This is a genomic window from Maribacter sp. LLG6340-A2, assembly GCF_045057105.1.
Taxonomy (GTDB): domain Bacteria; phylum Bacteroidota; class Bacteroidia; order Flavobacteriales; family Flavobacteriaceae; genus Maribacter.
Genome location: NZ_CP159332.1, coordinates 1385635 through 1404728, shown reverse-complemented (window position 1 = coordinate 1404728; position 19094 = coordinate 1385635). Strand labels below are relative to the sequence as shown.

The following is a 19094-nucleotide window of genomic DNA, read 5'->3' as shown; positions in this document are numbered from 1 at the left end:
ATGGGTAAAATTCTTTTAAAAAACGGTACTATCGTTAATGAAGTTGTCATTGAGGAAAATGATATATTGATCGAAAATGACTTAATCGTAAAAATTGCAAAGGATATAACGGATGCCAATGCAGAAGTAATAGATGTGCAAGGGTTACATATTCTGCCGGGTGTTATTGACGATCAAGTTCATTTTAGGGAGCCAGGTTTAACCCATAAGGGTACAATTGCCACGGAGAGTAGAGCGGCATTGGCAGGCGGTATCACTACTTATATGGAGCAACCAAATACCACTCCGCAAACCACCACCATAGAAAAACTTGAGAGAAAATTTCAAATCGCGGCAAACTCATCTTTTGCCAATTATTCATTTTTATTTGGGGGTACCAATGATAACCTAGAGGAATTAAAGCGCTTGGATAAGAATGCCTGTTCAGGAATTAAATTATTTCTAGGATCCTCTACTGGGAATATGTTGGTAGATGATGAAAAGGTCATAGAAAACATTTTCAGTAATACGGAAATGGTTATTTCTGCACATTGTGAGGATGAAACCACAATTCGTGAGAACCTGGCCAAATATAAGTCAGAGTTTGGTGATGATATCCCCATGAGATATCACCCTGTAATAAGAAGTGAGGAAGCATGTTATTTATCTTCTTCTAGAGCCATAGCCTTGGCAAAGAAGACAGGAGCGCGCTTACATGTATTCCACTTATCTACGGGAAAGGAAACAGATTTGTTCCGTAATGATATTCCGTTGGAAGAAAAGAAAATAACGGCAGAGGTTTGTATTCATCATTTATGGTTTTCTGATGAAGATTATAATGAGAAAGGGTCGTTCATAAAATGGAATCCCGCGGTAAAAACGGCCAATGATCGAGATTTGTTATGGAAAGCACTTTTAGATGATAGGTTAGACGTTATAGCAACGGATCACGCACCGCATCTATTGGAAGAAAAAAATAATGTTTACACTAAGGCACCATCCGGCGGACCATTGGTGCAACATGCCTTACCGGCTATGTTGGAGAAAGTTGCACAAGGGGTCATTTCATTGGAAAAAGTAGTGCAGAAAATGTGTCATAATCCGGCTATATTATTCCAGATTAAAAAACGTGGGTATATCAGAGAAGGGTATTATGCAGATTTGGTGGTTGCCAATTTAAACGATGCATGGACAGTAACCAAGGATAATATTGCATACAAATGCCAATGGTCTCCTTTTAATGGAGTGGAATTTTCTTCAAAAGTGGTTCATACCTTTATTAACGGACATTTAGGCTACAGTAACGGAAAGTTTTCAGAAGTACGGAACGCCAAAAGATTAACCTACAATAGGCCATGAAAAAATACATAGGAACAATACTGCTGGTGCTACTTTGCATATCCTGCGCCGAAAAACTAATTGAAAAGCCGGATAATCTCATACCAAAGGATAAAATGGTGATGATATTGAAAGATATGGCCATTGTAAATGCGGCCAAGGGCACCAATTTAGGAAAGTTAAAGGATAACGGCATAGAACCTACTACATTTATATTTGAGAAGTATGAAATAGATAGCGCACAGTTTGTAGATAGTGATCGCTATTATGCGTCTTTACCGTTAGAGTATGAATCTTTGTACAAGCAAGTAGAGGCCGGTTTAGAACAACAACGCGAAGAGGTTGAGGCTGCAAAAAAAGTAAAGGATAGTCTAAACTTATTGAAAAACAGTCCTAAAAATAGAGAAGCAGTAGAAAATTAGCACAAGCTTCTCAAGGATGTTCTTTTAAAAAAATTTTGGAGGAAAAAGCTATGGTTTTTTCCAAGGGTTCAAAAGTATAGTTCAAAGCATTTTTGATCTTTGAATTATCAAATTTTGTGGGGTGCATCAATCCGTGTATAGTGCTATTGGTAATGGTTCTTGGTTTTCTTGTTAGTAAATTCCTTAGGCGATCAAAATATTTTCCAATGTGAAGTTGCCATAAGTGTATCTTTTTACGTGGAGCCTTTTTCTCCATCGCATTGGATATCATTCCTAAAATCTCTTGATATGTTTTGTTAGCTGCCACTAAAATATATCGTTCCCCAACAATAGTGGAATTCATAAGTTGAACCATTGTGGTGGTTACATCGGTAACCGAAACAAAACCAGAACCACCAGGTGGATAATAGGGGTAATTTTTAAAAGCCGTTTTAAAAAATGAGCCGCTGCCTTTTTCCCAATGACCGGGTCCAAGGATTACTCCAGGGTTAACAATAACAATTGGTAGTTGTTCCTGTGCGCCACGCCATACTTCCATTTCTGCCAAATGTTTGGTAATGGCATAGGGGTTGGCATGTTGACGGTTAAATTCCGTTTCTTCGTCTACTAAATTTCTTTCAGCATTTCTACCTATGGTGCCAATAGTACTTACATAGCATAATTTCTGTATATTTTTGGTTATGCACATATTAACTATATTGGCCGTACCCTCTCTGTTTACACGGTCTAATACATTAAAATCGGCAGGGCTAAAGGAAATCAACGCGGCACAGTGGTATACATGGGTTACGTTCTGGAAGGCTTCATCTAATGATGGTATATCCAAAATATCACCCACCACCCAATCAATACTGTCCATAAGGGCTGTAGCATTTTCGCTGTAATAGGAAAAAGTCTTTTTTGCTTGATTTAATTTGGTATCGGATCTATATAATGCACGTACAGGTACATTTTCCTCAACTAATTTTAATAGCAAATGCGACCCAACAAGACCTGTGCTTCCCGTTACTAATACCATATTTCAAAGTTAGGGAATACAAGCCGATAAATTCATGCTTTGTTCTACTGTGTACTGGCAAGAATTCCATTTATATTTGCAATTCAATTAAAATTTAGAATACAATGACAACAAATTTTGTCAAGGAGTTACAATGGCGTGGAATGTTGCATGATGCAATGCCGGGAACAGAAGAACATCTAATGGAAGGAATGCAGGCTGCCTATGTTGGTATAGATCCAACAGCAGATTCTTTACATATAGGTCATTTGGTTGGGGTAATGATGCTGCGCCACTTTCAGTTGGCAGGGCATAAACCTTATGCATTGATCGGTGGTGCTACGGGTATGATCGGGGATCCATCGGGAAAATCTGCCGAGCGTAATTTACTTGATGAAAAAACATTACGTCATAATGAAAACGCCCTTAAGGAGCAATTGTCCCGCTTTTTGGATTTTGCCGTAGATGGTGAAAACGCGGCGGTCTTGGTCAATAACTATGACTGGATGAAGAATTTCTCTTTTTTGGAGTTTATTAGGGATGTGGGCAAACATATCACCGTAAATTACATGATGTCCAAGGATTCGGTCAAAAAACGCTTATCCGTAGAAGCCAAGGAAGGTATGTCCTTTACGGAGTTTACCTATCAACTGGTTCAGGGCTATGACTTTTTGCATTTATACCGTGAGCACAATTGTAGCCTTCAAATGGGCGGTAGTGATCAATGGGGCAATATTACAACAGGTACGGAACTCATTAGAAGAATTGCCGTGGGAAAAGGGTATGCCCTTACCTGTCCGCTTATTACAAAGGCAGACGGCACAAAATTCGGTAAGACAGAAGGTGGTAATATTTGGTTGGATGCCGAGCGCACCTCTCCCTATAAATTTTATCAGTATTGGTTGAACACTTCAGATACCGATGCGGAGAAATATATTAAGATATTTACGTTTTTGGGTCAGCAAGAGATTGAAGATTTGATTGCGAAACATCAAGAAGCACCCCATATGCGATTATTGCAAAAGCGATTGGCAGATGAGGTTACCGTAATGGTCCATTCACAAGATGATTTGGATAATGCGGTTCGTGCCAGTGAAATTTTATTTGGAAAATCAACAGGGTCTGATCTAAAAGGTTTGAACGAAAAAACTTTTTTGGAGATTTTTGAAGGTGTGCCACAAGCAGAATTGCCAAAGTCAGAATTGGTAGAAGGGCTGGATATGATCGGTGCCTTGTCCGCCAAAACAAAATTCTTGGGATCTAATGGTGAAGCAAGAAGAGAGTTGAAACAAAATTCAATTTCCGTAAATAAGGAAAAGGTAAAAGAAGATTTTTTAATTACTTCTAATGACTTGATTAACGATAAGTTTGTGTTGTTGCAAAGAGGTAAGAAAAATTACTTTGTTTTAGTCTTTAAGGACTAGGAAATAGAGCGCTTTAAAAGTTCTTCAGGTATACTATAAGTATCCCCTTAATTTTAAAATAATTAAGGGGATACTTCGTTATAAAACATAAAACCCCCTAAGTTATGATTAAGAAGTATATTTCAATTATTTGTCTATTCGCCATTTTTTCTTCGTGTGATAAATTAGATGAGTTAACCAAGTTTGATATGGAATATAGCCAAAGAGCTACCATACCCTCATCGGCTGGGATAGATTTGCCATTTGATGTGTTTACCCCAGAGACCGAAACAAATTCAGAATCTAAATTTGCGGTAAATGATACCAGAAAAGACCTTATCGAGGAAATTTCTTTGACCGAATTGGAAATGGTCATTCTTTCTCCAGACGAGGCCGATTTTAGTTTTTTAAATTCGATAGAGGTATATATTTCTGCCGAAGGTTTAGAAGAAATTCAAATTGCATATTTAAATGAAGTTCCAGAAAATGTAGGTAATACCATTAGTTTGGATACCTCTGATGCCGATTTAAAGGAATATATTAAAAAAGACGAATTCTCTTTGCGTTTAAACACGGTTACCGATGAATTGTTAAGTTCTGATCATGAGTTGGAAGTTAACTCCACCTTTTTTGTGGATGCCAAAATATTAGGCCTTTAAATTTTAAGGTTAAATAAACGCAACGTTTTGATCTTGGTGTATCTTATTAATAGGTTTAAACTGTTGTCCTATGAAAAAATTAGCTGTTTTTTCTTTTGTGTTTTTTATGTTGGTCTCATGTTCCAATGAGGATGATTTTGGTCTGGAATCTACCCAATTTGTTTTCTCCGAGCAAAAATGGGAGTTGGTCAAGATGACCGGTAGTATTGCAGATAGTGAGACAACGGGCAATGAAATGGAATGGCAGGAATATTACATTTTTTCACCAGAAGGTACGTTCTTAAAATCAAGAACTGTTGATGAGGTGGTGTATGAAGCAACAGGTAGTTTTGAAGTGGTTGAATATGATGAAGACCCCAACCACTATCTAGAACTTACATTTAATACAGGAGAAGAGTTATCGGGTAATTGTACAGGAGATGATAAGGAATTGTTGATGTACAGAACCTCAACCACGATTTCTAGCTTATGGATGGCCTGTGATGGGCCTGGTTTAGATTATAAGTTGAGTAAGAATTAAAGCACCATAAGGTTGCAACCCCTAATATCTGAGTTGTCAAATCTTCCTATAATTTCAAACGTACCGTCTTGATTAATTTTTCCCAAATCTTGGGTAGCAATAAAGGAACATGAATTAAAATTGGCCAAATCAATAATATTGATGCCGCCATTTTTTCCTGTTTTCTGAAAACTTAACGGGTCTTCCGGGTCACGGACCAAAATGTTCATCCAAGGAGGGCATTGAAAAATACCTTGCCCTTGTGAGTATGCCTGGGATAGTAACTCTGTCATGCCATATTCTGAATGAATCTCCTGAACCCCAAAACCATCCTTTAATAATTGATGTAATTCTTGGCGTACAATTTCTTTTCGGCGGCCTTTCATGCCCCCGGTTTCCATGATTACGGTATGCTCTAAGTTTAATTGATATTGCTCTGTAAACTCCAGTAAAGCAAAAGAAACCCCTATAATCAATATTTTGGTATCAGATTCTTGAAGTTCTAATAATAATCGGTACAGCTGTTCGTATTCATTTAGAAAGAAGCCGCTTTTAGGGTGGTTTGATTGTTTGATCAAATCATCTGCCATATAAATCAAAGAAGAGCCTGTGCGCTCTAAATAGGATGGCAGTAGGGCAAGTATACAATAATCCTCAACGGGGCCGTAAAAATGATTAAAAGCCTTTTTGTAACTATGTTCATAAACCTGCAGGTCGGTAACATAATGCTTACTGGTTTGGCTGCCTGTAGTACCGCTACTGGTAAATATAATTTCTTCCTGGTCCGTGGTACTTACCACTTTTTTGGACTTAAAAAATTCTATGGGTAAAAAAGGGATCTGTTCCAGTTGCGTTACCGAACTGGCATTAATATTCAAATAATCGCAAAAAGAACGATATACAGGATTATTCTTGTATTGAAAATTAAAAATACGCAGGCTGTGGACCAAAAAATCCTCACTGTCCTGTATATCAAAAATAGAGTCTTGCTTCATGGAATTTATCCGCTTAAAGCAAAGGTACTGAACCCATTTATTTTATCGGTTCGTTGTAAAAAATAGTATATGCGGTTATTTGACTATTAATTTTCGGGTAATGGTCTTGTCGTCTTCGGTTACTTGAACAACATATACCCCAGAAGAAAGCTTAGAAATATTCATGGCTTTAGAGTTCAATCTGTCTGTAAGTACCAACTCCCCAAAAACATCATAGATTTTCACTTCTTTTACATGGTTTTTTTCTGTGGTGATATAGACCACATCTGCAATTACTGGGTTTGGATATAATTTAAACCCGGCAATTTCATCATTGTACAGATTATTGATGTCTATTGTTTCCTGTGCATAAATGCCAAAGGAACACATCATGAATAGCAAAAAGTAGATTTTCTTCATTTTAATTGATTTGGGATCAACAAGGTAAAGGTACTTATTAGCTATGCTTAGGGTCTGAAAATGTTGTGAATGTCAAGATTGTGTAGGTAAATGAAATAGCAAATGTATTTCGTCGTAAATATGAGTATTTTACCGAGGGTGAATTTTTAATAGGAAAGTTAAAAACGTAGCAGTAAACTACTTAATGATTAATTTACGTGTGCACATTTTATCTTTTTCAAGAACACGGAGTACATAAACACCAGCATCTAGGTCAGAAAGATTTAGTTCTTTTCCTAGAATAGTAGTCTTTAGCAACAATGTACCAAATACATCATATATGAATATTTCCTTAGGAGCGTTGATGTTTGTGGAAATATAAACCTTACCTGTTGTAACCGGATTTGGGTACATACTAAAACCATCAATATCCCCATTGCTTTGGGTGCTTTGCCCATAGCTGAAGGATACAAAAAGGAAAAAGATGATTAGGTAAAGGTGCTTCATACGCATGTACATACAAAATGTATACCACAAATATAGGAATATTGATTCCTGAATGTCAAGGGAGTAGCACGTTTCTTTTAAATTTTTCGATGAAATGCAAAAAAGCCCGCAATTTGCGGGCTTTTTCTTAATGAATATATTTTTTTGTTAGAAAGAAAGGCTATATCCTAAAGAGAATGATAATCCTGGATCTCTAAAAGAAGAGCGATTTGTGATTCCTCCAAAAGACTCATATAAACTTTCTCGTTCATCGCCAAGTAAGTTATTCGCCTTAAAGCTTACTTTAGAACGTTGCTCTTCTCCAAATTCTTTAGAGATATTAAAGTTTAAGCTATTAAATGGCTGAATAAAAACATCGGCATTTTGACCGAAACCGATAATTTCCAAGGTTTTACCTTGAACATTATAAAAGAGACCGGTTTCAAATCCATTTTCCCTATTGTTATAGTTTAGGCCAACGTTTATCAAATAAGGAGACTGACCTTGTAATTGTCTGGTATCTTCAATAGTTTCACCGTCTCTAGCAAAAATCTGTCTAGTTTCAAATTCTTGATTTTCCCCTTTGGCCATTTCAATTTTAGAGTCTATCACAGATATGTTTAAGTTAAGACTTAAATCACTTAAGCTTTCAGATATAAAATTAAAGTTTTTACGTGCTTCAAGTTCAACACCAAATACATCTGCAGATGGTGCATTACGTGGGGTAATTTGGTTTGGAGCAACATTACTATAGGCAACAATTTCGATAGGGTCTTCGAATTTTTTGTAAAAACTACTAAAAGCTACCATTTGGGCTCTATCTCCAAAAACTTCGAATCTAAAATCAAAATTATCAATATAGGTAGGGGTTAATTCTGGATTACCGATAAATAATCTACCCGTTAACAAATCTGTTATTTGAACAACAGAAAGTTCCTTAAAACTTGGTCTTGCCGTAGTTTTTGAATAGGAAACCCTAAAGTTTACATTTTCTTTTAAACCATAAATTAAATTAGCGGATGGAAAGAAATCTAGTTCATCTATGGTCTTTACATCATCATATACTTCTGTGCCTGTATTATTTTGACCGGTAAAATGAGTTATAAACTGCTCTGCTCTTACCCCTAATACTGCTCTGAATTTTTCAGAAAATTTAAATTCGTTAGATAGATAAGCTGCGGTAGTTTGTTGGTCGGAATCATAGCTGTTAGCAGGCTGAAAATTACCTCTAATATAGGCTCCGGAACCACCTTCTACTGTCCATATATTTTCATCTGCTAAAATTGCATCTGGATTTCCATTTAGATCTGCAGTAGCAAAATTACGGAAGGCTATATTGTAGTTTTGAATATCATACTCTCTTTGTTTGTAGCTATAAAGACCACCAAACTTAAGTATAGATTTATTACCGAACATTTCATAGCTTTTAGAAAAGTCAATTTTTCCAACAGCATTTATTTCTTTAAGATCTCTCCAAAGGCGTTGTGGAAAACCTGCGTCTGAGCTAATAGAGAAACCATCTGGATCAATAATAAAAGTAGTTAATCTTACATCTTTGTCATTAACATTTACCAAGGTTGGCGACAAACTCCATTCAGTTATAAATGAAGCATCTTCAGATGTATGTTTTCCGGAAAGTAAAAGGTTAGATACTGCACGTTCGTAATATTCTAAGTTATCCTTCACTACATCAATATCATTAGAAAGCTGTGTTTCTTGATTGAAAAATGCTGCTTTACTTTCTCCATTTTGTATGTGTAACAAATTCAATTTGTATTTTGACATGCCGGTTTTATAAGACAGGCCTGTTAAAAAGGAAGTTAAAACATTATTAGAGCCTAAATCTCCTTGTTGTATTCTATCAAATCGTAATTCATTAACATCAGAATCTGGACTTTTTTGGTAGATACCATTTTCAAATCCTTCATAAAATGTAGTGGTGTTCTTGTGGTCTATAGAAGCGATAAAACCAAGTTTGTTATCACCAACATTAAACTGATTTCCATAGCTGAATCCTAAGCTGAAATCTGGTTTTGAATTTTCTCTTTGTGTGGCAAGTGTTTTATTAAATGAACGTGTAATGCCTTCTAAAGTTCCGTTTTCTGCTGAATTGGAAGGACTAGGAATATCAGTTTCTTTAGATATCGGTAAGTCTCTAGTTCCATCGTCAAAACCTAAGAAGTCAGTTCCGCCACCTTCATAGGTAACATAGTTGTCCTTAAAGTGCATATCAGGATTAAAGCCAACAGAAGCTGAAATAGACATTTGTTTTTGAGTTGGGAAATCTTTTGTAACGATATTTACAACACCACCGGTAAAATCGGCAGGTAATTCTGCGGCCGCAGATTTAAGAACTATAACATTTTCTAGGATATTAGTAGGGAAAATGTCCATTTGCACCGTATTCTTATCCGGATTTAAACCAGGTATGTCCATACCGTTTAAGATAGATTTGGTATAACGGTCTCCTAAACCTCTAACAAATACATATTTTCCTTCTTGTACAGATACACCAGGTACACTTTTAATAGCGGAAGCAATATTACTTGCCCCCGTAGTTTTTATAGCTTCAAGTGATAATCCGTCCATTAACGTAACCGAGTTTTTCTGAAGATTTAAAACAGATGCTTCTGTGTTCTTGCTTACGGTAGTAGTTACGACTACTTCGTCTAATTGTGAAGATGCCGGCTCTAACGTTACATTGACTTCGACCGTTTTATCGGCTTCAACTACAATATCTGAAATTTGTTTTGTTGTATACCCAAGATAAGAGAAAATCAATGTATAGGTACCTGGTTCAGCCTCAAGGGTATAAATACCGTCAAAGTCAGATGAGGAACCTATTGTTGTACCTTGTATTAATACATTGGCAAATGGGAGTACATCATTAAACTCGCCATCCATCATTTTCCCTGAAATGGTACCGGTTTGAGCAAAGGACCACTGTGCTAGTAAAAGGGATGTTACAAAAAGAAATTTTTTCAACATTTTATTTAAATTTATAAGGCTCAGTTTTTTAATAAAATAGTCCAAAGGCTTATTTAAAGCCTTTGGACATATTGTTTTTATTTTATGTTTTTTAGAATTATAAGCCTAATTCTGTTGCAGCCGAAGCCCATGCAAAGGCAGATAAATCAGCACCTACAGTTCCTGTTTGCACTGCAGTTGCGTTCTCTGTAAATTTGGTTTCGTCTCCTGCATTGAAGTCACCGGCAAAAACCTCACCGATTGTTGTCAATCCTTCAGGAAGAACTATTTCCCAGTTAGAGAAAGTGATACGATCTGCAGAAAGTTCAGTTGCAGAATCTTCACCACTGATATTTACTGTAGCTTCAGCATTGAATCCGTAAGCGAAAACATTGTTAAGGTTGGCAATAAGACCATCTCTTAAGTCAGCATATTTACTAGAAGTACCAGCGCCTATAAGAGTAATGTTCTCCATTGTGAAACCACCTTCCGTAGCTGCACTACCTTCAGGACCGTCAAGTTCAAGACCAGAACCAGACTCGGTACCCATAACAACAACACCATTGGTAAGTGTACCGCTCCAAGCTTGATCAGTATCAAAACCGTCATCACCTTGAGACCAAACGATAGCGTTGGTTACGTTAACAGAACCACCAAACCACTCGATACCATCATCTTGGTTGGCAACGACTTCAATATTTTCTATAACGGTACCAGAACCAACACCACCAAGTGTTAACCCGTTTATTTCATTATCCTGTCCAATAGTGATACCACCGTGACGGATAGAGATGTACTTAAGACTACCTGAGCTATCTGCAGGATCTGTACCACCGTACTGTCCGTAAGACTCATCAGCAGGTAAACCTTCAATCTGAGCAGTTTCAAGATCACCGTTTACAGAGATAGGAGCGTAACCTAATACGATAATACCGCCCCAAAGACCTGTATCTGCAACGCCTAAAGTACCTGTAGTCTCGCCTTGAGAGATACCGTCCAATACAGAAGTAAAGATAATTGGCTCGCTAGCTGTACCTTCAGCTATTAATGTAGCGCCTTGATCTATAACAAGTGCAGAAGCAAGAGTTTCCAAACCTTCTTCACCTTTAATGATAGTACCTGCCTCAATAGTAAGGGTTGCACCTTCGTTTACGATAACTCTACCATCTAAAATGTAGATGTTTTCAGCTGTCCAAGTCTCGTCTGAGTTGATAACACCTGTTTTAGTGATCGTAACACCTGCTGGTGAAACAGCAATTGCACCTTCGCTAGCTGCCAAAGTCCAAGAAAAAGCATCAATATCAGCACCTACAGTACCTGATCCTACTGCAGTAGCGTTGTCAGTAAATTTAGTTTCGTCTCCTGCATTGAAATCACCGGCAAAGATATCACCGATAACTAATCCTTCAGGAAGTACAAACTCCCAGTTAGAGAAAGCGATACGATCTGCAGAAAGTTCAGTTGCAGAATCTTCACCACTGATATTTACTGTAGCTTCTTCATTGAATCCGTAAGCGAAAACATTGTTAAGGTTGGCGATAAGACCATCTCTTAAGTCAGCATATTTACTAGAAGTGTTTGCACCAATAAGAGTAATGTTCTCCATTGTGAAACCACCTTCTGTAGCTGCACTACCTTCAGGACCGTCAAGCTCAAGACCAGAACCAGACTCGCTACCCATAACAACTAAACCGTTAGTAAGTGTACCGCTCCAAGCTTGATCGGTATCAAAACCGTCATCACCTTGAGACCATACGATAGCGTTGGATACGTTAACAGTACCACCAAACCACTCGATACCATCATCTTGGTTGGCAACAACTTCAATATTTTCTATAACGGTACCAGAACCAACACCACCAAGTGTTAACCCGTTTATTTCATTATCCTGTCCAATAGTGATACCACCGTGACGGATAGAGATGTACTTAAGGCTACCTGAGTTATCTGCAGGATCTGTACCACCGTACTGTCCGTAAGACTCATCAGCAGGCAAACCTTCTATCTGAGCAGTTTCAAGATCACCGTTTACAGAGATAGGAGCTTTACCTAATATGATAATACCGCCCCAAAGACCGGTATCTGCAACGTCTAAACTACCTGTAGTCTCGCCTTGAGCGATATCGTCCAATACAGAAGTAAAGATAATTGGCTCGCTAGCTGTACCTTCAGCTATTAATTTAGCTCCTTGATCAACAACAAGTGCAGAAGCAAGAGTTTCCAAACCTTCTTCACCTTTAATAATAGTACCTGCCTCAATAGTAAGGGTTACGCCTTCATCAACAATAACTCTACCATCTAATATATATATGTTTTCTGATTCCCATGTTTGATCTTCAGTTAAAACACCGGTTAAGGTAATTACTTCACCTGTTGGCTCTTCAACATCTGGATCGTCATCAGTAACAGTCGGGGTGTCATCGTCGCTGCTACAAGAAGTAAGAGCAAATGACATAATTGTCAATAGCGAGAAAATTAATTTTTTCATTTTGTTTTTTGTTTTTATTAGTGTTATAAGCATATTGAATATGCTGTTTATTAAACACGGCAAAGAAAGAGATGGGTTGTAATGTTCGGGTTAGATCCATGTTAAACCTTTATTTTGTTAATGTTATGTAAACGTTACTACATTAAATGAATGTTAACAACCTTATCGGTAATAGTATTATCTTTACTTTTGGGCGAATCAATCTATTTTAAAAACCATGAAAAAGAAGGATATTAGGATACTTTTAGTTGACGATGAACCAGATATTCTTGAAATTGTAGCTTATAACCTTTCTGCGGAAGGGTATGATGTGTATACCGCTAAGAACGGAGCGGATGGGGTGTCCAAGGCAAAGAAAAAATTACCGCATTTAATTATTTTAGACGTGATGATGCCAGAGATGGACGGTATTGAAGCCTGTGAAATATTAAGAAAAACGCCCGGTATGGAGAATACCATTATCACATTTTTGACCGCCCGTGGAGAAGATTATTCCCAAGTAGCCGGTTTTGATGCCGGTGCAGATGACTATATCACAAAGCCTATAAAGCCAAAGGTGCTGGTAAGTAAGGTCAATGCCCTTTTAAGACGTCTTAAGAATGAGGAAAATACCCAGGAGGATATTGTAAAAGTAGGAGATATCGTTATTAATAGGGAAGAATATAAGATCATTAAGAAAGGGGTAGAGATCATACTACCTAGAAAAGAATTTGAATTATTGGCGCTGTTAACCTCCAAACCCAGTAAGGTATTTAAAAGAGACGTTATATTGGATAAGGTCTGGGGCAATGAGGTGGTCGTAGGAGGCCGTACCATTGATGTCCATATTAGAAAACTTAGGGAAAAAATAGGGGAAGACCATTTTAAGACGGTTAAGGGTGTAGGATATAAGTTTGTACTCTAAATGGCTGCCCCCGTACGTTCCAAAACATCATATCGGTTTGCATTTCGTTCCTCTTTATATATAGCCTTGATCAGTACATTGGTCATGGCATTTTTGTTATGGTCTTTCAATGAATTAAACTGGGTGGTAGTTCTAGTGACCGCCCTTACACTTTTTATCACCTCTTTTGTTACCTTACAGATCAGGATAGATAAGTTTATCTATAAAAAAATAAAAAAGATATATGATGATGTGGAGCTGTTAGAGTCTTCCACCTTGCCATCTTATCCCGTAACTACGGATATGCGTACATTGACCGCGGAAATTGAAAAATTTGCCAAGGATAAGAAAATAGAAATCGACACTTTAAAAATACGGGAAGAATATAGAAAGGATTTTTTGGGTAATGTATCCCATGAGCTGAAGACGCCGTTATTTACTGTTCAGGGATATTTGGAAACCCTTTTGGACGGTGCCATGAATGATAAGAACGTCCGGAAAAAATATATTTTTAGGGCCAACAAAGCGGTTGACCGTCTGATCTATATTGTTAAGGACCTTGACCTAATAACCAAATTGGAAGTTGGCGACCTGCGGTTAGAAAAACAGTCCTTCAATATTATAGAATTAATAGAAAGTGTTTTTGATCTGTTGGAAATGAAGGCGGATAAAAAAAATATAACCTTAACTTTTGATATTCCTTACCCAGAACCAATATTGGTGTATGCTGATAAGGAAAAAATTCAACAGGTATTGACCAACCTACTGGTGAATTCCATTAAATACGGTAATGAAAACGGGACCACGGAAATAAGTGTGGAGAATTTGGTGAAGAATAAAGTAATTGTGAGGGTCACGGATAATGGTGAGGGTATACCGGCAGCACACATACCCAGACTTTTTGAACGTTTTTATAGGGTGGATCAAAGCGGTAGTAGGCGTGAAGGAGGTTCAGGATTGGGCCTAGCTATTGTAAAACATGTCATTGAAGCCCACGAGGAGAAAATTTTTGTAGAAAGTGCCGTTGAGGTGGGATCGGAGTTTTCCTTCACTTTGGAGAAAAGTTCCCAATTAGAGGAGGAACCATAATCGCTAACGCTCTGTTTTTTATTAGCTTTGTCACCGTATAGATGAGATAGTTGTGGGAAGCAAAAACAAATTAAAAAGATTTCAGGAAAACGAAACGTTTGCAAACGTTATACAGCCAACAAGAGAAGAGGTTGTGGGTGGTTTTCCGTTGAAAGGCAAATGGGAAACACATTTTAAGAATGATAACCCCATTGTTCTGGAACTAGGTTGTGGTAAAGGGGAATATACTGTTGGACTGGCAAAGAAATTTCCAAATAAGAATTTTATTGGTATTGATATAAAGGGCGCTCGGTTTTGGAAAGGAGCAAAGGAGGCCGTTGAAGGAGAATTACCAAATGTTGCTTTTATTCGTACACAAATAGAATTGATAGACCATATTTTTGGAAAAGAAGAGGTATCTGAGATATGGATCACTTTCCCAGATCCACAAATAAAATATAAGCGTACCAAACACCGTATGACCAATAAGGTATTTTTAGAACGTTACAAACAAATTTTGAAGCCTAACGGAACCGTAAACCTTAAAACCGATAGCGAATTCATGCATGGGTATACCTTAGGTCTACTTCATGGCTTAGGCTTGGAAGTTCATTATGCCAATCATGACGTGTATAAAAATGAGGGCAGTCCTAAAGAAGTTCTTGAAATACAGACTTTCTATGAAAATCAGTATCTTGAAAAAGGAAAGCCTATAACCTTTGTTAGGTTCAGTGTAAACTAAACCAATGCAACAACTACCAACCTTGTTTGTTTTTACTTTTAGTGCTGCTTTTTTTGCATCGCTGCCGCCGGGTCTACTTAATTTGAACGCTGCCAAGACCAGTGTTGAAAAGGGAAAGGCAAACGGATTAATTTTTGCATTGGGTGTGGCCATTGCGGTAATGCTGCAAACCTATGTTGCGGTGCGCATTGCTAAATTGATTTCCCGAAACCAGCATGTGGTAGAACTGTTGTTGCAAACCGCACTTTTGGTGTTTTTTATTTTGGCTATTTTCTTTTTTGTAAAAGGTAGAAAACAGGTTAATAGGCCATTCATCATTGCCGATGCCAAAAAGCGAAACAGCTTCTCTAAAGGTATTTTCCTGGCGCTAATCAATCTTTTGGCAATTCCTTATTATAGTGGGTTGAATACCGTTTTTCATTCCCAAGGTTTTATGACCTATAGGATCATAGATGAAGTCCTATTTATTCTTGCGGCAGGCAGTGGAACGTTCTGGGCCATGTATTTGTACGTTATATATTTTAAAAAGTGGGAAGATAAAACAACCGCATTTACAAAGAACAGCAATTATATATTAAGCGGTCTAATGGTCTTATTGTTCATTATCACGGCGTTTAGATTATTCAAAAATTAGCATAGATATGAAACCTGAAAATGAGAATTTCTTTGAAAGGGTCTATCAGGTGGCTAGATTAATTCCTGAAGGTAGGGTAACTTCATTTGGTGCCATAGCTAAATATTTAGGTGCCGCGCGTAGTGCCAGAATGGTAGGTTGGGCAATGAACGCATCACATACTATGGAAGATATTCCCGCACATAGAGTGGTAAACAAAGCAGGCATATTAACCGGTAAGCATCATTTTGACGGTACCAACCTTATGCAACAGTTGCTAGAGGCAGAAGGTGTTCAAATAAAAGATTTACAGATCGTTAATTTAGATAAACATTTCTGGGACCCGTTTACAGAGCTTAAAGCAGAATTATAGTATTATTGAAAGGTTAGTGTAAACGTTGTTGTTTCATTAGAAGTTACACGAATAGATCCCCCGTGCAAACGCATAATCTGTTTACTTAAACTAAGTCCGATTCCGGTACCCGTACTTTTGGTCGTAAAAAAGGGAACAAATACTTCATCTAACATTTCTGGAGAAATACCGGGGCCATTATCCGTAACGGTAATGTATTTTTTACCTTGAGGCGATATGCCAGCTATGATTACTATTTTGCCATCCTCTTGTCCTTCCAACGCTTGTTGTGCATTTTTTCCCAAATTAAGGAGTATTTGGGTCAGCTGTTTTTCATCGATATACAACTCTAAATTATCAGGTTCTGCGGTTACTTCAAGAGTTATATCATGTGCATTGGTATACTCTTGTAGCAAAAGGCGAACTTTCTCTAAAATTTTAGAGGCAGGTATTAATTCCCTATCGGGTTCGGGTACACTTAAAAATGTGCGGTAAGACTGTACAAAGCTCATTAAATCATTACCCTGTTCCTTTATCACTTCAAGACCTTTGGCAGAATTTTTTATTTGTAATTCACCAAATTCTTCGGGCGTAGAAAGTTCGTTTCCTTTTTTAAAGTATTTTAAAATAGATTCTGATATGGAGGTAATTGGGGTAATGGTATTCATGATTTCATGGGTAAGTACCCTGATCAATTTTACCCACGAATCCGTTTCCTTATCATCCAGTTCTTTTTGAATGTCATGTACAATGACCAACAAAAGTTGTTTTCCTTCAATGGAAATGGGCGTACATTTTAAGGTCAATTCTTTTTTTCCACGTTCATTGCCTAAAGAGTGTATAGTACTTTCAAAAGGTTGCAATGCTTCAAACAGTTCATAGAGTTCTGGGTCTATTTGCTTTAGCTGTTTTACATGGTTTAAGGGTCTATAATTAAGAAGGTCTTGTACTGTAGGGTTGGCGTATAGAATATGTCCTTTATCGTTTACCGTGAAAATACCTATATCTGCCTGACGTAAAATTTCTTGATAATATTGTTCTTGTGCTTGTTTTTTTAGGTGAATATCTTGAATCATATTGTTCAGCATATTCAGGCTATGGTTTAATTCTTCTATAGATTTTACACTTAATTTTTCAGGAAAACGTAAAGTAAAATCTTCATTCTTTATGGCATCAAAAAAATAGGCTATTTTTCTGTTGGTCTGGTTTACGTAATGCATAAGTGCGCATGTCTGTCCTATAAAAACGATACTTAAAATACCGCCAAGGAGATAATGTTCTTTGGCAAATAAAAATGCAGTTAACAACGCGCAAACGGCAATAAGAATAATCCTGAAAACCAATTGGTAGTATATACTTTTGCTGACCATTATTTACCCGATTTTTTAAGTTTGTTATATAGGGTTTGTCTTGAAATACCCAATTGGTCTGCTGCGGCACTGTAATTACCGTCATTATCGTTCAGTGCTTTGGTAATCATTAATAATTCCATTTCTTCAAGGGTTTTTGGTCCGGTTTCCATGGTAACGGTCGGTTTTGCGTCCAGTAGAAAATCGGTTGGTTTAAGCACATTTCCTTCCGATAAAATTACGGCACGCTCCATTGTATGTAAAAGCTCCCGTACATTTCCTGGCCAGGTGTAACCCATCAATTTTTCTTGTGCCGTTTGGTTTATTTTTAAACTTGGTTTACCATATTTATGGGCGTATTTTTTAAGGAAATAGTCTGCCAATACCAACACATCACCATCTCTGTCCCTAAGTGCTGGTACCTGTACTTGTATGGTATTTATTCTGTATAATAAATCCTCACGAAACAAGCCATCTGCCACCATTTGCTCTAGATTACAGTTGGTAGCACATACCAATCTAATATCTACGGGAATAGGTTTGTTAGATCCCACGCGAACCACTACCCTGTTCTGAATTACAGATAATAGTTTGGCTTGCATCTGTAGCGAGAGGTTTCCTATTTCATCTAAAAAAAGCGTTCCGCCATTAGCGGCTTCAAACTTACCGGCACGATCGTCCTTGGCATCTGTAAAAGAACCTTTTACATGCCCAAAGAGTTCACTTTCAAATAAATTCTCTGAAATGGACCCCATATCCACAGAAATAAAAACTTCGTTGTTTCTGGCAGATGACTTATGGAGTTCTCTGGCTATAAGTTCTTTTCCCGTACCATTTTCACCGGTAACCAAAATATTGACATCGGTTTTGGCAACTTTCTGTACAAGGCTCAATACACTATTAAGTGCTTTTGAATTGCCAATGATGTAATTGGTATTTTGGTTAATAACCTGCTTAAGGTTACTTTCTTTCTGCTTTAAGTGTAGCACTTCTTTTTGTGACTTTCTAAGTTCGTAGGCAGATTTTACCGTAGTTAAAAGTCGCTCGTTGTTCCATGGTTTCAGTACAAAATCGGTTGCTCCCTCTTTAATGGCTTCAACGGCAAGCTCCACGGCACCATAGGCGGTCATCATAATAACCGATATATGAGGCGCCTTCTTTTTTATTTCCCGAAGCCAATACAATCCTTCATTACCGGTATTTACTCCCGCAGAAAAATTCATATCCAATAATATGATGTCTATTTCCTTAAGGTTGGGAAATGATGAAAGTAGATTAGGGTTAGATATGGTTTGCACACTTTTATACTCAAACTGTAGTAATATCTCAAGAGCACTAAGTACACTTTTGGTATCATCTATTACTAGAATATTCGCGTCTATCATGGGTATATGCTATTAACTCATTTAAATCTACATATAGAAGTTGGTATTTTTATACTAGTGTAAAAATATTTGACAATATCTGTACAACATT

At 37.3% G+C, this 19094-nt stretch carries 18 protein-coding genes; 10 read left to right on the top strand and 8 right to left on the bottom strand.

Going from position 1 to position 19094, the window contains the following annotated elements; translation table 11 throughout:
* Positions 1–1338 carry a dihydroorotase gene (locus ABVM52_RS05885; protein WP_405384481.1) on the top strand — a complete coding sequence of 446 codons (1338 nt, stop codon included), beginning with the start codon at positions 1–3 and terminating at the stop codon, positions 1336–1338.
* Complete coding sequence (locus tag ABVM52_RS05880; RefSeq protein ID WP_405384480.1) at positions 1335–1739, top strand: DUF4296 domain-containing protein; 405 nt, start codon at positions 1335–1337, stop codon at positions 1737–1739. Before ABVM52_RS05885 ends, ABVM52_RS05880 begins: the two co-directional genes overlap by 4 nt.
* Positions 1740–1749: 10 nt before the next feature.
* Here the strand turns inward: ABVM52_RS05880 and ABVM52_RS05875 are convergent, their stop codons facing one another.
* Entirely contained in the window at positions 1750–2757 is a 1008-nt protein-coding gene (locus ABVM52_RS05875) for an NAD-dependent epimerase/dehydratase family protein (protein WP_405384479.1), read from the bottom strand.
* A gap of 104 nt (positions 2758–2861) precedes the next feature.
* On the opposite strand from ABVM52_RS05875, the gene tyrS reads away from it, so the two are divergent.
* The 3 genes from tyrS to ABVM52_RS05860 all read left to right on the top strand — a co-directional run bounded on the left by tyrS (position 2862) and on the right by ABVM52_RS05860 (position 5318).
* Positions 2862–4160 carry a tyrosine--tRNA ligase gene (gene tyrS, locus ABVM52_RS05870; protein WP_405384478.1) on the top strand — a complete coding sequence of 433 codons (1299 nt, stop codon included), beginning with the start codon at positions 2862–2864 and terminating at the stop codon, positions 4158–4160.
* 104 nt (positions 4161–4264) lie between these two features.
* Positions 4265–4798 (top strand): hypothetical protein, encoded by a 534-nt coding sequence (locus tag ABVM52_RS05865; protein WP_405384477.1) that lies wholly within the window; start codon positions 4265–4267, stop codon positions 4796–4798.
* A gap of 70 nt (positions 4799–4868) precedes the next feature.
* Complete coding sequence (locus tag ABVM52_RS05860; protein WP_405384476.1) at positions 4869–5318, top strand: hypothetical protein; 450 nt, start codon at positions 4869–4871, stop codon at positions 5316–5318.
* On the opposite strand, the gene ABVM52_RS05855 is transcribed toward ABVM52_RS05860, so the two are convergent.
* From ABVM52_RS05855 to ABVM52_RS05835, 5 genes are all read right to left on the bottom strand, one after another.
* A complete protein-coding gene (locus tag ABVM52_RS05855) occupies positions 5315–6292 on the bottom strand; it encodes an acyl transferase (RefSeq protein ID WP_405384475.1) in 978 nt (325 codons plus the stop codon). The genes ABVM52_RS05860 and ABVM52_RS05855 overlap by 4 nt on opposite strands.
* Before the next feature lie 75 nt (positions 6293–6367).
* Positions 6368–6691 (bottom strand): T9SS type A sorting domain-containing protein, encoded by a 324-nt coding sequence (locus ABVM52_RS05850; protein ID WP_405384474.1) that lies wholly within the window; start codon positions 6689–6691, stop codon positions 6368–6370.
* A 177-nt stretch (positions 6692–6868) separates the two neighbouring features.
* Positions 6869–7177 carry a T9SS type A sorting domain-containing protein gene (locus tag ABVM52_RS05845; RefSeq protein WP_405384473.1) on the bottom strand — a complete coding sequence of 103 codons (309 nt, stop codon included), beginning with the start codon at positions 7175–7177 and terminating at the stop codon, positions 6869–6871.
* A 147-nt stretch (positions 7178–7324) separates the two neighbouring features.
* Entirely contained in the window at positions 7325–10144 is a 2820-nt protein-coding gene (locus ABVM52_RS05840) for a TonB-dependent receptor domain-containing protein (RefSeq protein WP_405384472.1), read from the bottom strand.
* A gap of 97 nt (positions 10145–10241) precedes the next feature.
* Complete coding sequence (locus ABVM52_RS05835; protein ID WP_405384471.1) at positions 10242–12611, bottom strand: hypothetical protein; 2370 nt, start codon at positions 12609–12611, stop codon at positions 10242–10244.
* Positions 12612–12828: 217 nt separating this feature from the next.
* On the opposite strand from ABVM52_RS05835, the gene ABVM52_RS05830 reads away from it, so the two are divergent.
* From ABVM52_RS05830 to ABVM52_RS05810, 5 genes are read left to right on the top strand one after another with little or no spacing between them, the layout of a single operon-like run.
* A complete protein-coding gene (locus ABVM52_RS05830; protein ID WP_405384470.1) occupies positions 12829–13515 on the top strand; it encodes a response regulator transcription factor in 687 nt (228 codons plus the stop codon).
* Positions 13516–14583, top strand: a complete 1068-nt coding sequence (locus ABVM52_RS05825) for a sensor histidine kinase (RefSeq protein WP_405384469.1) — start codon at positions 13516–13518, stop codon at positions 14581–14583. It begins immediately after the preceding gene.
* 52 nt (positions 14584–14635) lie between these two features.
* The gene (gene trmB / locus ABVM52_RS05820) at positions 14636–15304 is read left to right on the top strand and encodes a tRNA (guanosine(46)-N7)-methyltransferase TrmB (protein ID WP_405384468.1); all 669 of its coding nucleotides are present in this window, start codon (positions 14636–14638) and stop codon (positions 15302–15304) included.
* 4 nt (positions 15305–15308) lie between these two features.
* On the top strand, positions 15309–15938 hold the full coding sequence (locus ABVM52_RS05815) for a LysE family transporter (protein WP_405384467.1): 630 nt from the start codon (positions 15309–15311) through the stop codon (positions 15936–15938).
* A 7-nt stretch (positions 15939–15945) separates the two neighbouring features.
* Positions 15946–16290, top strand: a complete 345-nt coding sequence (locus ABVM52_RS05810; protein WP_405384466.1) for an MGMT family protein — start codon at positions 15946–15948, stop codon at positions 16288–16290.
* A 2-nt stretch (positions 16291–16292) separates the two neighbouring features.
* Here ABVM52_RS05810 and ABVM52_RS05805 read toward each other — a convergent pair whose 3' ends face one another.
* Positions 16293–17639: a sensor histidine kinase gene (locus tag ABVM52_RS05805; RefSeq protein ID WP_405384465.1), complete on the bottom strand. Its 1347-nt coding sequence runs from the start codon at positions 17637–17639 to the stop codon at positions 16293–16295.
* On the bottom strand, positions 17639–19003 hold the full coding sequence (locus ABVM52_RS05800) for a sigma-54-dependent transcriptional regulator (RefSeq protein ID WP_405384464.1): 1365 nt from the start codon (positions 19001–19003) through the stop codon (positions 17639–17641). The genes ABVM52_RS05805 and ABVM52_RS05800 overlap by 1 nt, the downstream gene beginning before the upstream one ends.
* Between the last annotated feature and the right edge of the window lie 91 nt (positions 19004–19094).

Coding starts and splice junctions, on each gene's coding strand:
- ABVM52_RS05815 (WP_405384467.1), top strand. CDS start 15,309: ATGCAACAACTACCAACCTTGTTTGTTTTTACTTTTAGTGCTGCTTTT.
- ABVM52_RS05835 (WP_405384471.1), bottom strand. CDS start 12,611: ATGAAAAAATTAATTTTCTCGCTATTGACAATTATGTCATTTGCTCTT.
- ABVM52_RS05880 (WP_405384480.1), top strand. CDS start 1,335: ATGAAAAAATACATAGGAACAATACTGCTGGTGCTACTTTGCATATCC.
- ABVM52_RS05875 (WP_405384479.1), bottom strand. CDS start 2,757: ATGGTATTAGTAACGGGAAGCACAGGTCTTGTTGGGTCGCATTTGCTA.
- ABVM52_RS05825 (WP_405384469.1), top strand. CDS start 13,516: ATGGCTGCCCCCGTACGTTCCAAAACATCATATCGGTTTGCATTTCGT.
- ABVM52_RS05850 (WP_405384474.1), bottom strand. CDS start 6,691: ATGAAGAAAATCTACTTTTTGCTATTCATGATGTGTTCCTTTGGCATT.
- ABVM52_RS05855 (WP_405384475.1), bottom strand. CDS start 6,292: ATGAAGCAAGACTCTATTTTTGATATACAGGACAGTGAGGATTTTTTG.
- ABVM52_RS05845 (WP_405384473.1), bottom strand. CDS start 7,177: ATGAAGCACCTTTACCTAATCATCTTTTTCCTTTTTGTATCCTTCAGC.
- ABVM52_RS05830 (WP_405384470.1), top strand. CDS start 12,829: ATGAAAAAGAAGGATATTAGGATACTTTTAGTTGACGATGAACCAGAT.
- tyrS (WP_405384478.1), top strand. CDS start 2,862: ATGACAACAAATTTTGTCAAGGAGTTACAATGGCGTGGAATGTTGCAT.
- ABVM52_RS05865 (WP_405384477.1), top strand. CDS start 4,265: ATGATTAAGAAGTATATTTCAATTATTTGTCTATTCGCCATTTTTTCT.
- ABVM52_RS05805 (WP_405384465.1), bottom strand. CDS start 17,639: ATGGTCAGCAAAAGTATATACTACCAATTGGTTTTCAGGATTATTCTT.
- ABVM52_RS05885 (WP_405384481.1), top strand. CDS start 1: ATGGGTAAAATTCTTTTAAAAAACGGTACTATCGTTAATGAAGTTGTC.
- ABVM52_RS05800 (WP_405384464.1), bottom strand. CDS start 19,003: ATGATAGACGCGAATATTCTAGTAATAGATGATACCAAAAGTGTACTT.
- ABVM52_RS05810 (WP_405384466.1), top strand. CDS start 15,946: ATGAAACCTGAAAATGAGAATTTCTTTGAAAGGGTCTATCAGGTGGCT.
- ABVM52_RS05860 (WP_405384476.1), top strand. CDS start 4,869: ATGAAAAAATTAGCTGTTTTTTCTTTTGTGTTTTTTATGTTGGTCTCA.
- ABVM52_RS05840 (WP_405384472.1), bottom strand. CDS start 10,144: ATGTTGAAAAAATTTCTTTTTGTAACATCCCTTTTACTAGCACAGTGG.